This window comes from Paenibacillus sp. RC334, from assembly GCF_030034735.1.
Taxonomy (GTDB): domain Bacteria; phylum Bacillota; class Bacilli; order Paenibacillales; family Paenibacillaceae; genus Paenibacillus; species Paenibacillus terrae_A.
Genome location: NZ_CP125370.1, coordinates 3114678 through 3129909, shown reverse-complemented (window position 1 = coordinate 3129909; position 15232 = coordinate 3114678). Strand labels below are relative to the sequence as shown.

Here is a 15232-nt window from a genome sequence, read left to right as displayed (position 1 = left end):
GTGAATCATTTATTCAAAGACAATCGGTTTGTCCGCTTTTTTGCTTCACGTACGGTGGCAAATATAGCGGATAGCATTTATTCCATTGTGTTGTTATATTTTGTTCAGCAATCGACGCAGTCAGTGGCATTTACCAGCTTCACGTATGCGGCGGTATCTACAGCATCTATTTTCAGCTTTTTTGTTGGCCCACTCGTAGATCGCTATTCACCCGCACGCTTGGCCAGCATTGCTTTGTTTGCGCAGGCGATTCTAATTTCGATTGTCCCGTTTCTTATTCGAGACGGGATGACCAATTTGATAATTATCCTCGCGATCGTTTTTATAGCGTCTTGCTTCTCCATGCTGTTCTATCCTGCTAACAGTAAAATGCTGCCTCAACTTGTTCGTGTACCAGATTTAATTATTAGGGCGAACTCTATGATTTCATCGTCGGACCAGATCATTAATATCGTTGGTTATTTGGCTGGAGCTTCGCTCATTATCGCTATGGGTATGCAAAACACCTTTTTACTGGCCAGCGGTATGCTGTTCCTTGCAGGTGTCGTATATATTAGACTCAGCAAACAGCTCGACACTCATTCAACGGAAGGGACACATAGCGAGGGCTCGCTAACATTAGGGCACTATTGGAGAGAACTGAAAGAAGGATATACCTTTGTAAAACGCCACACCTTTTTGCGAATTATGTTGCCATTCTTTGCTCTTGCCAACTTTTCAATGGCTTTTCTGATTATTACTATGCCCTCCATTGCTGTCGATTACGGTTCGCCAATCTATTACAGTTTGCTGTATATTTCTTATTTCATCGGCATTTTTGTAGGTTCTTTTCTGGTAAATGTGCTTAAAAGGAACGGTCTTACCATTGCAGCTGCATGGGTAGCTACAGGACTTGCCATTTTCCTGTTTTCTGTGATGCCCCAGATGTGGATGAAACTACTGGCGGCTCTCCTAATAGGTGCTTTTACAGGTATAATTAATGTATTGCAAATGTCTTTGATCCAAATTATTACTCCCTTACCGCTGTTAGGACGTGTGATCGCCTTTACGAATACCCTCTCGAATGCGGCCCTTCCGCTGGGAGCTCTGATTGGCGGCGCGTTAGCTTTGCGATTCTCACTGCCTGAGGTCTTGTTTTTCAGCGCCCTGATTACCGTATTGTCTGGACTAATCATGTTCTTTATCAAGACAGTTCGTCAGTTTGAAATTCCATTAGAGAAGGCAGGTGGGTTGGGGCATCCTCATGCAACAAATGAAGTAAGTTAAAAGTTTTAATGTCTGTTTTTCATGTAAAATAGATGATCAACTTTGTGTGGGAATTTTCTCACAACAATGCCAAGTCCTAATTATAGGGCTTGGCATTGTTTGATATGTCATGACTATTAGGGCTTACGTGCTTGTTTACTAAGATGCTTAGGACATTAACCTAGGAGAAGTGCTCAGTTTCCAGATAAAAAATATTTTTTTGCCGAATACACTTGTAATTAGAGCGCTTCCATATTAAAATGAAGTCAATCCCACTTGTACGTACAACTAATCATTTTTCATCATAATATTGATAAAAATATTATATTGTACGTACATAATAGTTTATCTAAGAATACAGCTGCAACTATACTTATTTCCTGACAGGAGGAATTTTTAATTATGAAACCGTTTAAATTTTGGTTTGCTACAGGAAGTCAGCATTTGTATGGACCCGAGACGCTCGATCAGGTACAAGAGCATTCTCGTCAAATTGTAGAGGGATTGAACCGTAGTGGTCATTTACCGTTTGAAGTGGTACTCAAGCCGGTTCTGACAAATTCCGACGCGATTCGTCGTCTCATTATTGATGCGAACGGAGATGACCTGTGTGCAGGGATTATTACCTGGATGCATACATTTTCTCCGGCGAAAATGTGGATTGCTGGCTTGACGCGTTTGGCAAAGCCTTTGTTGCACCTGCATACTCAATTTAACCGTGATATCCCTTGGGATAGTATTGATATGGACTTTATGAACCTGAACCAATCCGCGCATGGTGACCGTGAATTTGGCTTTATCGGTGCCCGTCTGGGTGTAACTCGCAAAGTCGTCGTAGGCTATTGGGAGGAAGAAGGCGTTCAGAAACGCATCGGAGGCTGGATGTCCACGGCTGCTGCTTATAGCGAAAGCCAAAATCTCAAAGTAGCCCGTTTTGGTGACAATATGCGTGAAGTAGCTGTAACCGACGGCAACAAAGTATCTGCTCAGGCCCAGTTGGGCTGGTCCATCAACGGCTATGGTGTGGGTGATCTGGTTGAGGTCGTTAATAGCGTGTCAGAGGGGGATATCAACTCTCTGTTCGAGGAGTATCACGACCTGTATGAGTTGTCCGCAGAAGCCAAGCAACCGGGTGCAGTACGTGATTCTATTTTGGAGCAGGCTCGTATTGAGCTGGGCTTGAAAAAGTTTTTGCAGGACGGAGAATTTGGAGCCTTTACGACAACGTTTGAAGACCTGCATGGTCTGAAACAACTGCCTGGTTTGGCGGTGCAGCGTTTGATGGCCCAAGGTTACGGATTCGGCGGCGAGGGTGACTGGAAAACGGCAGCGTTGACGCGCCTGATGAAGCTGATGGCGAATAATGTGGATACCTCCTTTATGGAAGATTACACATATCATTTGGAGCCGGGCAATGAACTGAATTTGGGTTCTCATATGCTGGAGGTATGTCCGACAATTGCTGTGAACAAACCGCGTATTGATGTTCAACCGTTGGGTATTGGCGGCAAAGCCGATCCGGCTCGTCTTATTTTTGAAGGCAAACCGGGTAAGGCGCTCGTAGCATCCATCATTGAGCTGGGAGGACGTTACCGTCTGATCATTAACCAAATCCATGCTGTGGAAAATAAAAACCAAATGCCGAAACTGCCTGTAGCCAGCGTTTTGTGGAAACCAGAGCCTTCGCTGGAAGTGTCCGCAGAAGCATGGATTCATGCGGGTGGAGCGCATCATACGGTGTTGTCCTATGCTGTAACCACTGAGCAATTGCTGGATTACGCAGAGCTGACAGGCATAGAAGCCGTCGTCATTGACAACAACACGAACATCCGTCAGTTCCGTCAGGAGCTGCAATGGAATGAACTGTACTGGCGTAATAAATAATGGATGCAATAAATAAACAAGTTGCTTGTTGAAGCAGCTTACTCATAGGGTTTATCAGCGAACAGCCGCATGCTATGCGGCTGTTTTGCGTATGTTGCACCATGTGTAAAACACTTATTTTAAATTAATATTTGACAATGAGAATCATTATCAAATATTATTTGAGTAATAGGGAATGAATGCATTCCATATGTCAAACAAAAGTGAGGGATGAACTTGGGTAAAATCATGATTGCTTATGCCAGTATGACTGGTAATACAGAGGAAATCGCAGAATTGATCGCCGAAGGCGTCCGCCAGGCAGGACATGAGGCGGAGTTGAAGGCTTCGTATGATTGCAGCGCGCAGGAACTGCTCGGTTATGACGGGTTCCTGTTGGGTGTATATACATGGGGAGATGGTGAGCTTCCTGATGAATTTTTAGATTTTTACGAGGAACTGGATGAGCTTGATCTATCCGGTAAAAAGACCGCTGTATTTGGCAGCGGAGATACATCCTATACACTATTCTGCGGCGCGGTTGACCTGGTAGAGGAAAAAGTCAAAGAACGTGGCGCAACTGTTATTCAGGAGAGCTTGAAGATCGAATTCAACCCACTGGACGATGAGAAGGAAAATTGCCGGGCTTACGGAAGACAATTTGCACAGGCTGGTATTGGGGTGTCCTGAGAAGAGAGCGAGGGATAGGTATGCGCAACAGCGATAGCTTAAGCGGCTTTCCTCTTCTGCACGACTATCAGCTTGAGGAGATGTGGAGAACTCCGCAGTCTACCCGTCAATCGCAGGGAAAACGCGGGCGTGAAGGCTGGAATTGGAGGCAACGGGTTCAATATGCGGTAGGGCATGCGCTAAATGAATACTTTGGAATGGAAGTAGAGGTGCGGCGGGAAATCCCCGTCCAGTATGTGCTGGAGAAATGGTGGCCCACACAGCCAACCGGCTTCGAATCGTTGTTCCATTACTGGGATGTCAAAAATAAAGTGTCAGGCGAGCTGTCTAAAATTTGTGCGTTAAATAGGGACTTGTCAGTGCCAGTGATGTTGTACGAGCAATTTTGCACGCCGGTCCCTGAGCTTGAGGTCGACATTTCGCTTATTGTGCAGGCTGCCTGGCAACTGTCAGCTGGAGCCGATTCCTTACTGATTCAGAAGTACATCGTGGATTATAATCCCAACGTTATTCATACATTTCAACATTTGACGAATGTTTTTTGTTATTATGCATTTGGCGCTCTTCCGCAGCTTACTGAGGTCTACTGTTTGCTGGAAGGCAAAAAAGTCCGCTTTATCCCGGGTCCTGCTTCTTTACAGCAATCTCTGGATTACGTTCGGTTATTGCGGGACTCCAGAGAGGATGTACACGCGACAACAGAACGATGTCGTTGTGGAGCCTGCATAGGGGAACAACGATCACAGGGCAATAGCAACAGGATGGATAAGAACAAAAAAGAACAGCAGGAGGCCAAAAACCGTAAAGAACGGTTATTGGGACCTTTGCTTTTCTCTTAGTACATTTTTTAAACCCTTTAAATGTGAATAATCCCTTTTCGTTGAAGAAGCCTTGGAAAACAAGGCTCTTTTTTATGAAATTTTTTTTGAAAAACTGAAAATTTATATTGCCTGAATAGATAAATATAACTATAATACTTCAATGTACGATATTTATATGAAAATATTTAAATATAAAAGGAGACGATGTGTGTGAGCATAGACAAGGATTACCTACGTACATAGATAATGTTCTTTCTTTATGCATGGTATCCTGCTATGTGCTTATTTTACGTTCACGGTTTGGTTTGATGGCCTAATATTTCAAAATTAAAATATTAGCGTTGAATAATAAAATTTTTTGGACAACAGGGGTGGAAGAAGTGAGTAAGAAAACCGTACTGCCAATTCTCATCATACTGCTCATTCTGAGCGGCGGAACCATTGGCTACTATTATTGGTATCAGGCAACACACTTTGTTAAGAGTGACGATGCGCGTATTCAAGCGGATCAATATAAGGTAATGCCGCAAATTTCCGGAGAGATTACACACATTGATGTGGAGGAAGGCGATGTTCTTCAGCGCAATGAACCGATTGCAGAGCAGGATGTATCGGGGCTGGATTCCAGCATGATCAGCAAGTCCGTACTGCGTGCGCCGATCAATGGTACCGTTATTAAGATTTATTCGAAAGAGCATGAAATCGGTTCTCCGGGCAGTGCTGTTGCGACCATGGTTGATATGAACAGTCTGTATGTCTCCACGAATATTGAAGAAACCGATATTGACCGCATTAAACCGGGACAGCTTGTTGACATTACGCTTGATGCAGCAGGTGACAAGACGATTCAAGGCAAAGTTCGCAAAGTGGGCGAAGCCTCAAATGCGGTGTTCTCGCTCATTCCTGCGGTAAACACAAGCGGTAACTTTAACAAGGTGACCCAGCGTGTGCCTGTAGAAATAGCTGTTAACAAGCCGAAGGATATGAAGCTCATTCCAGGAACGAACGTGGAAGTTAAAATCCATACACCTTAAAAAGGAGGGGTCCATGTGGCTGCCAATGAAACTGCTGCTGCTCCTTCGACAGATTCTTCCAAAGAACGCTGGCTTGCTTTTTTTGCCATCGTTTTAGGCGCCTTTGTCGCCATTCTGAACAACAGTCTGATCAATGTCGCCATTCCTCGATTGACGACGGACTTAGGATCAACGACGACACGTATTCAGTGGGTTATTACAGGTTACACGCTTGCATCTGGTGTAATCGTCCCGATTACCGGATATATGGAGCAGCGCATTGGATACAAAAAGTTTTTAATACTTGCGCTCAGCGTGTTCTCGCTGGGAACGGGAATATGTATTTTTGCATGGAGTGATTCTTCCCTGATCGCAGCACGGGTACTGGCTGGACTGGGAGGCGGTGTCATTATGCCGCTGAGTATGACGATTATTTACAAAATCATGCCGCGTGAACAAATCGGTATGTCCCTCGGGATATGGGGGATCGCCGCAATGGCGGCTCCAGCCGTTGGACCTACACTGAGTGGGTACTTGATTGAATGGTTTAACTGGCGTTTCTTGTTTATTGTCAGTGTGCCGGTAGCTTTATTTGCAATTTTAATGGTTATTCTTCTGATCAAGGAACCGCCTAAAGCAACACCAAAGCCGTTTGATTTGCCAGGTTTTTTGCTGGCCGCAACTTGCGCAGGAACACTCTTGTACGCACTGACAAACGGTCAGCATGATGGCTGGACTTCTTTTAAAATTATATCTCTACTGTTCGTCGCCTTCTGGGCGCTTGTCTTTCTTATTTATGTGGAAAGCGGAAAAGACAATGCTGTAATTGAAATTTCATTATTTAAAAACTCAAAATATACGATTAGTGTCATTGCCTCCAGTCTGGTCATGATGGGGATGTATGGAGGAACGTTTTTGACACCGTTATTTTTGCAAAATATTCAGCATGTGTCACCGATTGATACCGGAATCATCCTCATTCCACAGGCGATTGCAATGGCGGCTATGATGCCGATTGCCGGGCGGTTATTTGATAAATTCGGCATTGTGCCCCTGGGACTTGTTGGCCTGACGCTGACCAGCTTCATGACATATCATTTGCATCAACTTACGCCAGACACACCGCATATTTGGCTGGAAACCGTAATGGCATTTCGGGGCCTGGGAATTGGTATTTGTATGATGCCATTGTCTACCGTTGGTATGAACGCTGTTCATCCGAGCAAGGTAGCGAATGCGTCTACAGCATCCAATCTGGTGCGTACCGTTGCAGCATCTATGGCCATAGCAGTGTTGACAGCGATTATGCAAAGCCGTTCGGCAGCTCATGCCCAACAAATTTCGGAGACTGTTACACCGGACGCGGCTCATGCGCTGCAAGCGACGTTGGGCAGCTCTTGGGTGTCATCTATAAGTGGTTTAATCACGCTGGATGCCACATCAAGAGGAATTGCGGATACCTTCCTCATTTCATCCATACCGCTGTTTTGCACGATTCCACTAATCTTTTTGTTTATTCAGAGGAAGAAAGCAAAGACACAGCCGGAAGCTTTATAAAGAACTACAAAATATCGACTGGATGGCTTACATTATTTCCACGGACAGAAAGAAAGGAAATTATCATGAAAATATTGAGAGTAGAAAGTACATTAGCGGTCTTAGTGCTCGGCGGCGCAGTGCTGGCAGGCTGCTCCAGTAATAGTGGAGCGGCGCAGGATATGGTCGTTCCTGTCAAGATCAGCCAAGCGCAGCAGGGTATCATTGGGCAAGGGAACATTTATACAGGAACGGTAACTCCTTCGGAGACAGTGAATATCGTTCCAAAAGTGGGCGGTAAAGTAGTTGAACTGCCTGTGGATATTGGCTCAGAGGTCAAAAAAGGTCAAGTGCTGTTCAAGCTTGATGACAAGGACATGCGGAATAATGTAGCGAAGGCCCGCGCCGCAGCAGGTGCGGCAGCAGCAGGAGTGAGTTCTGCTCAGGCATCCCATGAATCGACGATGGTTCAAGCCAACTCGGGCGTAGTACAATCCAAAAGCGGCGTGATTCAGTCCCAAAGCGCAATCAATCAGGCGCAGGGAGCCATTAATCAGGCTACTACAGCCGTAGAACAGGCGACACACGGCGTCTCCTCGGCGGCCAATACGGTGAAGCAAACGCAGCAAGCGCTGGCGGATGCTCAGAAAAATGTAACGCGTACTCAAAGCCTGTTTGATGCGGGTGCGAGTACTCAAGCACAACTGGAACAAGCAAAAACAGCCGTTGTGAACGCAGAAGCGGCATACAACAATGCGCAGAACGCACAGGCTAATGCCCAGGACCAACTGGTGGCTGCTCAGAAGGCGCTCACTACGGCCCGTAACAGCTACGATTCAGCAAAAAACAGCTACAGTAATGCCAACAGCGGCTACAGCAATGCGCAAAATCAACTGAAGGTATCTCAAAATACAGCCGTTATCGAGTCCAGCCAACAGTCTCTCAAGCAGGCTCAGCTAAATGTGAGCATCGCTCAGGACGCACTCGACGATACAGTGATTACATCACCGATTAACGGTATTGTAGGTACGAAAAATGCAGAAGTAGGCGAAATGGTATCCGCTCAGGCTCCTGCGCTAGTCATTGCCAACCTGAGTACAGTTAATACACTGATCTATGTACCGGCTGAGCAGATCAACAATGTAAAAGCAGGCGACAAGGTACAGGTACGTGTAGCAGCTTCGAATATTGTGACAACAGGTACAGTTAAAAATGTAAGCCCGTTGGACGCAAGTGGAAAAGGATATCCTGTGAAAATTTCGGTGGCTAATCCGGACGTGAAACTGAAATCCGGTATGCTGGCTGATATCAGCTTTGTCGCTGCGAATGCACAAGAAGGTATTGTCGTTCCTACCGCAGCGATTCAAAAGGATCAAGGTAAGCAATATGTATACGTTGTGAATGGTGACCATGCGAAACGCAAGGAAGTGAAGACGGTTCAGACGACAGGCTCACAAACACTGGTTACCAGTGGCTTGAGCAACGAAGAGAATGTAATCGTAAATAATCTGGCGTTGCTGTCTGATAACTCACCGATCACCATTAGCCAATAATTCGGCTTCAAAATCTCTTGTATTATATAGTAGAGATTTATTAGGGAGTATAAGCGCAGGGCAGACCGGAGCAGTTTACCGGGCTGCCTTGTTTAATTTCATCGCTTACATTTTACATAGGATTGATGTCGTCAGGGGTCTATTTTTGACGAACATTGGTATGATAGGATAGACTAAACTGGAAATAGATAGTTTACGAGATAGGGATTTATTACATTTTCAGATCAGTGATCGGAGGTATTACGAGATGGAAGTAAAGCTGGTTGTGGATTATGAAGCTTATGAGAAGGGTCAAACGATGGCTAATTCTATTGAAGAACTGGCAGTCAAGCCAGAGAGCGCAGAAATAACGGATTTGATTATTGGAGACTGGGGCGGAGCCTATGAACAATCGCCGGAGGATTTTATACCGGTGCTGGTGAAGCACAAAGATCAATTTCCGAAGCTGCGTAAGCTGTTTATCGGGGATATGGAATATGATGAGTGTGAGGTTTCGTGGATTAACCAGACGAATCTGTCTCCGCTGTTGGAGGCGTTTCCAGCTTTGGAATCCTTTTATGTCAAAGGAAGTCAGGACCTGAGCCTGGAGCCGTTACGGCATAAAAACCTTCAGGAATTGGTTATTATTTGCGGGGGTTTGCCTGCGAGTGTCCTTCAGGAAATTCGTAATGCCGAGCTGCCTGAGCTGCGCAAGCTGGAGTTGTATTTGGGCGTGGATCAATACGGCTTTGATGGTGGCCTAAAGGATGTATTACCGTTCCTGAACGACAATCTTTTTCCAAAGCTGACCTATTTGGGGCTGAAGGATAGTGAAATACAGGATGAAATCGCGATTGCTGCGGCAAACGCACCTGTGATTGGACAACTGGAGGTACTGGATCTGTCTCAAGGCACGTTGTCCGATAAAGGGGCTGAGGCACTGCTCGCTAGTGAAAGTATCAAAGGGCTGAAGCATCTGGATTTGAGCTATCATTATATGTCGGATGAAATGGTAAAACGTTGGAAAAACTTCGGACTGTCTGTGAATGTAGAAGATCAGCAGCAAGCGGACGAGGAAGATGATTGGCGTTATCCATCGTTGACCGAGTAATCCATAAAAAAGATCCTTTACGATCAAGTTTATTCAAAAATTAAAGTGAGGCGGCTTTATGGTTGGGATATCAGACAGCAATATCAGCGAGCCGTTTATTTTGTTCGGCAATCCGGGGAATCGGCGGACCACAGGACTACAGGAGGCGCGAAGCAGATTGAAGCTGCCGCCCGCTGTTGAGATTTCCTATAAAAATGTGCTGGAAGCCATCCGGGAGAAGCAAAGTCTGGGGGAGTTATTGGCCCGAATAGCTGCACAGGCTGCGCCAGACAGCGTAAATGCTAGTGTTTATGTGCAAGAGAGCATCCGTCAGTTACAGACGGGGCGGGCGGACATTAGTCCGCTGCTTCGTCTGGATGCACCGGGTGAACGCTTTGAGGTAGAACGTGAATTGATTGCTTTGGGAGCCCCGGATACGGAGGGAGACGATTCTTTGTTGCCGTGGGCGGAATTAGCACATGGCCCAGGTATATTGGCGGCAGAAGCGCGAGGCCTGCTGGAGCAGCACGGTCGTATTTGGCACCCGGCACAATGGTTCCGGGGCTATTGCCGTCTGCTGGCGTGGCTACGGCAAGAAGCAGCCCTGCTATGGCCCTCGTCGCGCTGGATGAATGATCCGGCGGAAGTGGCTGTGATGTTCGACAAACGGCGTTGCAGCGCCGTATTGGACAAGGCGGGCATAAGGGTTCCGCCTGTGCTTGCACCACCAGACGGTACCTTTCGTGATGTTGCTGATCTACACACAGCGATGAAGGAGAGCGGGGTTCACCGTCTGTTTGTGAAAATATTTTGCGGGTCCGGTGCTTCTGGTGTAATAGCCTATCAGATGCATCCGCGGACACGGGCAGAGCTGGCAGTAACCACCATTGGAACGGAAATCGTACACGGACAGCGTGTGTATTACAATGCCGGACGCTTGCGCCGTTATACGGACAAGCAGGACATTCATGCCATCCTGGGCTGGCTATGCTCGGAAGGGGTGCATGTGGAACGCTGGATACCTAAAGCGAGTCTGAACGGACGTGTTTACGATGTACGCCAGCTTGTTTGCGAATCAGAGGCTTGTCATGCCGTTTTACGTTTAAGCCGAAGCCCAATTACGAATCTGCATTTGCGCAATGAACGGCTGTTGCTGGAGGACGCCGGGTTGCTGCAGGATACGGTAGAATCGGTTCGGCAAATTGCGGAAGCCGCGATGAGCGCTTTTCCGGCCTCTATGGTTGCCGGGCTGGATGTGCTGGTTCCTGCACATGGTGGTCGTCCCTACGTGCTGGATGTAAATCCGTTCGGCGATCTGTTATACCGGGTGAAACATCAGGGGTGGAATCCATATGAATGGGAAATGCTGCATCTCGCCAATGGGACTGCAACTTTGGAAAGGAAAGGCTTATTATGACCGATATGAACCAGATTGTCGGTTCTCATGATATTGTCATGATTACGCTTGACACGCTGCGTTACGATGTAGCCAAGCTGGAGGAAGAAAACTGTCCGAACCTGTGTGGCTCCGGGCCGTGGGAAAAACGCCATACGCCGGGCAGCTTTACCTATGCTGCACATCATGCGTTTTTTGGCGGATTCTTGCCTACACCGGCTAATACGGATAAGGCTTCTCACATACGGCTGTTTCATACTAAAGATACGGGACTGCGTACACATCCGCATACGTGGCTGTTTGATGCACCGGATATTGTATCCGGGCTGGCGTGTGAAGGTTACCGGACTATTTGCATCGGCGGTGTTATTTTTTTCACGAAAAAAAACAAGCTTGCCAAGGTGCTGCCGGGGTATTTTCAGGAAAGCTACTGGCGTATGACCTTCGGCGTTACGAATCCCCGTTCAACCGAGCATCAGGTGAATCATGCCCTAAAGCTGCTGGAGAAGGCAGACCCGGCGCAGCGGCTGTTTTTGTTCCTGAATGTGTCAGCTATTCATGGCCCTAATCACTATTTTCTGGAGGGCTCAGCCAAGGATTCGGTGGAGTCCCAACGTGCAGCCTTGCGTTATGTGGATGGGCAGCTTGGGCGTTTGTTCGACGCTTTACGAAACCGGGGGAAGACATTTTGCATGGCCTTTTCCGATCATGGTACGGCTTATGGGGAAGATGGCTACGAAGGGCATCGCCTAGCTCATGAGGTAGTATGGAATGTGCCTTACCGCGAATTTGTGTTGTAGGGTACAAGAAATTTTAGATTGCACTGGTAAAATGTAAAGAATCAATCCAGCGCGAGGAGGGAGCAGAAATGAAAGCCATGAATCTGAATCACTCGCTTCTAACGGGAGCAGGAGCCAATCCCCCTGCGGGGCTGGACACAGGCTCAACATCAAGGTCTCTATGGCCTGAGAACCCTGTTGAATGGGCACGCACGATCCGTGAAGCTCCCTACCGCTCCTATTTGTACTCTTACCCGCATAAAACGGCCTATCGGCCTTTTGATACACCGCTCTCACTGCAAGAGTTGTGGGAGAAGGAGGAGCTGGAGAGCTATTTTTTGTATATGCATATTCCGTTTTGCGCGGCTCGTTGTGGATTCTGTAACCTGTTCACTTTGCCCGACAAGCGGCTGGATGTGCATAAGGAGTATGTGGATGCGCTTGAAAGACAAGCCCGACAATGGGCGCCAATCATGGGTGGTCGGCCGTTTTCACGCTTTGCCATCGGCGGCGGTACGCCAACCTTGCTGGAGGCTCCTTTGGTCGAACGATTGTTTGACATTGCGGAAAATCTGATGGGTTTAGACCCTGAACATGCTTCCATTTCGGTGGAAACGTCGCCGGATACGGTAACCGAAGATCGGCTGGAGGTGCTCAAGCGCCGCCGAACGGACCGTGTCAGCATGGGGATTCAGAGCTTTGTGGAGTCGGAGAGTGCGGCCATATACCGCCCTCAGAAGCCCAAGCTTGTGCGTGAAGCGCTTGCGCGGCTGGTGGAGTACGATTTTCCGCTGTTGAACGTAGATCTGATCTATGGTCTCCCCGGTCAAACGGCGGAAACGTGGCTGTATTCTCTGGAAGAGGCATTATCTTACGCACCGGGTGAAATTTTTATTTACCCATTATACATTCGGGAAAATACGATTTTAAAGCCGGGCTATACTGGGCTGGATCATGATATTCGTCTCAGCTTGTACGAAGTAGCACGTGAAAGACTCAAACAGGCGGGATATGTACAATATTCCATGCGCCGTTTTGCCAAAAATGATGATGCACCCGGCAAGGAGCTGCTGCCATACAGCTGTCAGGAGGAAGGCATGGCCGGTCTGGGCTGCGGTGCGCGCTCCTATACGCGTAATGTCCACTATGCCAGCCGATACGGTGTTAGTGCAGCCGCAACGCGCGGTATTATTGCTGATTATGTCGCCGCCGAGCGTCATGATCTGGCTGATTACGGCTTTATTTTAAATGTGGAGGAGAGCAAGCGGCGTTTTATTCTGAAGGCACTTCTCCATCGTGAAGGTCTGGAGCTATCTGCTTACACCGCGCGCTTCGATGCGTCTCTGGCGGATGATTTTGCAGGAATGTCCTTGTTATTGGAATCTGGTATGGCGGTGGTTGTAGACGACACACTGCGACTGACCGAGGAAGGAATGGCTTATTCCGATGCGATTGGCGACTGGATGATATCTACGGCAGTACGGGAGCGGATGGAAGGCTACGTAGGCGCATGAGAGCAACCCTATATTATCGTGGCTCGTTGACTTCGTGCAACTATGCTTGCCCTTACTGCCCGTTCAGCAAAAACGTGGATAGCCGTGAAACATTGAACAAGGATCGGGCGCAGCTGGATCGTTTTGCTGATTGGGTACGGGAACAGGGAACTTTGGGGCATCGACTATCCATATTTTTTAATCCGTATGGAGAAGCTCTCATTCATTCCTGGTACCGCAAGGCCATGATTGAGTTTTCCCATATGACGCATGTGGATAAAGTGGCTGTACAGACGAATCTGTCCACTAAGCTGGATTGGGCCAGGGAACTGAACCCGAGGACGGCTGCGCTGTGGGCGACGTATCATCCGGGAGAGACGAAGGAGCCGGCTTTTATATCTCAAGGTATGAAGCTATATGAACTTGGTATTTCCTACAGTGTCGGCACCGTGGGACTGAGACAGGCTTTTCCCGCTATTCATTCCTTGCGATCACAGCTTCCGAAGGATGTTTATTTGTGGGTCAACGCTTACAAGGATCGACCACATTATTATACCGATGCCGAGATTGATGAATTAACGGCTATAGATCCCTATTTCCAATGGAATTTGCAGGATTACAGCAGTCAGGGGCGGGCGTGTCGTGCTGGGGAGGATGTATTTTACGTACAGGGTGACGGACGTGTAAAACATTGCTACCAGGATCGGCGAGTGCTTGGTCACTTGTACAGAGATGGCCTTGAAGGACTAAGTGCCAAGCGTCCGTGCCGTATGAAGGAATGCGGCTGTTATATCGGGTACATTCATATGGAGGAGCAACCGTTTCGGGAAATGTACGGCAGTGGTCTGCTCGAAAGGGCGCCCCAGGTTACGGTATCGTCAGTTCCACACATTTAGCTAATGTCCTATAGAACGCAAAAAAGAACCGACCCTTGCATCAAGCGAAGGTCGGTTCTTCCGTTTCAATGCTTATTCTGTTAGGTGACTCTATGCGTTATTCCATCAAGTCTGGACAATGGCCGTAATTTCTTCGTCCAGATCCAGTCTGACCTGCTCGCGATAGGCACGGATATTGTACTCGGAATGCAGGTATCTCAGGATGGCCTCAATCATGTTGGCTTCCACCAGATACTGGCTGCGGCCTTGTACATGGACTTCTGCCGAATATCCTGTATCCTCTTCCCAGCTTAATTCTACAGTCACATCAGTGGGCTGGACGCCTTTGCGTTCAGCCATATGCAGACAGATGGCATTTACAATTTCATCCATACTTAAAATCATAACTTAGTAACGTCCTCCACGGGAATCATCAGGTCTGCGACGATTTTTAATAGCACGGTAGATACCTACTCCGACCATGATCAGGACGTATATAGCGAGAACGTTGACCGCAAGGCCAAGCAAGCTGCCCAGTGCGCCCATATTACCGAACAGTCCGCCGAAGAGCATACCTGCCAAACCACCCAGCATCATTCCTTTCAGGAACCCGCCGCCACCGCCAAGGAACCCACCCGTTCTGCTTGCATTACCCGCAGTTGCACTGGATTTGGTTCCGCTATCAGACTTATTGACGCCGTTGCTGTTAGTGGCCTTGCTCGGTGTAGATTGGTACGTTTTTTGCCCGGATTTAAATCCGCCGCCTCGCCTCGCGTCAGCTGTAGATGGTGCGACCATAACAATCAGCAGGGTAAAAGCCATCATCAGCATCATCATATTTTTCAAAGTAAAAGTTTTTTTCATGTTAAATATATCCCCCTTGGTATGTTGGTTTGATA

The 15232-nt window shown here is 47.5% G+C and carries 14 protein-coding genes; 12 read left to right on the top strand and 2 right to left on the bottom strand.

Annotated features, from left to right (window positions below; all coding sequences use genetic code 11):
• The 12 genes from QMK20_RS14325 to QMK20_RS14270 all read left to right on the top strand — a co-directional run bounded on the left by QMK20_RS14325 (window position 1) and on the right by QMK20_RS14270 (window position 14354).
• Window positions 1–1266, top strand: a complete 1266-nt coding sequence (locus QMK20_RS14325; protein WP_283652152.1) for an MFS transporter — start codon at window positions 1–3, stop codon at window positions 1264–1266.
• Window positions 1267–1647: 381 nt separating this feature from the next.
• Complete coding sequence (araA, locus tag QMK20_RS14320; protein ID WP_283652151.1) at window positions 1648–3129, top strand: L-arabinose isomerase; 1482 nt, start codon at window positions 1648–1650, stop codon at window positions 3127–3129.
• A 210-nt stretch (window positions 3130–3339) separates the two neighbouring features.
• Window positions 3340–3798, top strand: coding sequence for a flavodoxin (locus QMK20_RS14315; protein ID WP_044647765.1), 459 nt, complete (start codon window positions 3340–3342; stop codon window positions 3796–3798).
• A gap of 20 nt (window positions 3799–3818) precedes the next feature.
• Complete coding sequence (locus QMK20_RS14310) at window positions 3819–4637, top strand: hypothetical protein (RefSeq protein ID WP_283652150.1); 819 nt, start codon at window positions 3819–3821, stop codon at window positions 4635–4637.
• A 362-nt stretch (window positions 4638–4999) separates the two neighbouring features.
• A complete protein-coding gene (locus QMK20_RS14305) occupies window positions 5000–5653 on the top strand; it encodes an HlyD family secretion protein (protein ID WP_283652149.1) in 654 nt (217 codons plus the stop codon).
• A 15-nt stretch (window positions 5654–5668) separates the two neighbouring features.
• Entirely contained in the window at window positions 5669–7189 is a 1521-nt protein-coding gene (locus tag QMK20_RS14300; RefSeq protein WP_283652148.1) for a DHA2 family efflux MFS transporter permease subunit, read from the top strand.
• Window positions 7190–7254: 65 nt separating this feature from the next.
• Window positions 7255–8721: an efflux RND transporter periplasmic adaptor subunit gene (locus QMK20_RS14295; protein WP_283652147.1), complete on the top strand. Its 1467-nt coding sequence runs from the start codon at window positions 7255–7257 to the stop codon at window positions 8719–8721.
• A 247-nt stretch (window positions 8722–8968) separates the two neighbouring features.
• Window positions 8969–9811 (top strand): STM4015 family protein, encoded by an 843-nt coding sequence (locus QMK20_RS14290; protein WP_283652146.1) that lies wholly within the window; start codon window positions 8969–8971, stop codon window positions 9809–9811.
• A gap of 58 nt (window positions 9812–9869) precedes the next feature.
• On the top strand, window positions 9870–11207 hold the full coding sequence (locus QMK20_RS14285) for an STM4014 family protein (protein ID WP_283652145.1): 1338 nt from the start codon (window positions 9870–9872) through the stop codon (window positions 11205–11207).
• On the top strand, window positions 11204–11986 hold the full coding sequence (locus QMK20_RS14280) for an STM4013/SEN3800 family hydrolase (protein WP_283652144.1): 783 nt from the start codon (window positions 11204–11206) through the stop codon (window positions 11984–11986). The genes QMK20_RS14285 and QMK20_RS14280 overlap by 4 nt, the downstream gene beginning before the upstream one ends.
• Window positions 11987–12054: 68 nt before the next feature.
• Window positions 12055–13479: an STM4012 family radical SAM protein gene (locus QMK20_RS14275; protein WP_283652143.1), complete on the top strand. Its 1425-nt coding sequence runs from the start codon at window positions 12055–12057 to the stop codon at window positions 13477–13479.
• The gene (locus QMK20_RS14270; RefSeq protein ID WP_283652142.1) at window positions 13476–14354 is read left to right on the top strand and encodes an STM4011 family radical SAM protein; all 879 of its coding nucleotides are present in this window, start codon (window positions 13476–13478) and stop codon (window positions 14352–14354) included. The genes QMK20_RS14275 and QMK20_RS14270 overlap by 4 nt, the downstream gene beginning before the upstream one ends.
• A gap of 105 nt (window positions 14355–14459) precedes the next feature.
• Here QMK20_RS14270 and QMK20_RS14265 read toward each other — a convergent pair whose 3' ends face one another.
• Together QMK20_RS14265 and QMK20_RS14260 are read right to left on the bottom strand one after the other, a co-directional pair.
• Complete coding sequence (locus QMK20_RS14265) at window positions 14460–14738, bottom strand: YxcD family protein (protein ID WP_134914723.1); 279 nt, start codon at window positions 14736–14738, stop codon at window positions 14460–14462.
• Between the two features lie 3 nt (window positions 14739–14741).
• On the bottom strand, window positions 14742–15197 hold the full coding sequence (locus QMK20_RS14260) for a hypothetical protein (RefSeq protein WP_283652141.1): 456 nt from the start codon (window positions 15195–15197) through the stop codon (window positions 14742–14744).
• Window positions 15198–15232: the final 35 nt, after the last annotated feature.

Bases quoted from the DNA above. Each gene is read 5' to 3' on its own strand.
- araA (WP_283652151.1), top strand. From the start codon at position 1,648: ATGAAACCGTTTAAATTTTGGTTTGCTACAGGAAGTCAGCATTTGTAT.
- QMK20_RS14315 (WP_044647765.1), top strand. From the start codon at position 3,340: ATGAACTTGGGTAAAATCATGATTGCTTATGCCAGTATGACTGGTAAT.
- QMK20_RS14310 (WP_283652150.1), top strand. From the start codon at position 3,819: ATGCGCAACAGCGATAGCTTAAGCGGCTTTCCTCTTCTGCACGACTAT.
- QMK20_RS14295 (WP_283652147.1), top strand. From the start codon at position 7,255: ATGAAAATATTGAGAGTAGAAAGTACATTAGCGGTCTTAGTGCTCGGC.
- QMK20_RS14290 (WP_283652146.1), top strand. From the start codon at position 8,969: ATGGAAGTAAAGCTGGTTGTGGATTATGAAGCTTATGAGAAGGGTCAA.
- QMK20_RS14285 (WP_283652145.1), top strand. From the start codon at position 9,870: ATGGTTGGGATATCAGACAGCAATATCAGCGAGCCGTTTATTTTGTTC.
- QMK20_RS14280 (WP_283652144.1), top strand. From the start codon at position 11,204: ATGACCGATATGAACCAGATTGTCGGTTCTCATGATATTGTCATGATT.
- QMK20_RS14275 (WP_283652143.1), top strand. From the start codon at position 12,055: ATGAAAGCCATGAATCTGAATCACTCGCTTCTAACGGGAGCAGGAGCC.
- QMK20_RS14270 (WP_283652142.1), top strand. From the start codon at position 13,476: ATGAGAGCAACCCTATATTATCGTGGCTCGTTGACTTCGTGCAACTAT.
- QMK20_RS14265 (WP_134914723.1), bottom strand. From the start codon at position 14,738: ATGATTTTAAGTATGGATGAAATTGTAAATGCCATCTGTCTGCATATG.
- QMK20_RS14260 (WP_283652141.1), bottom strand. From the start codon at position 15,197: ATGAAAAAAACTTTTACTTTGAAAAATATGATGATGCTGATGATGGCT.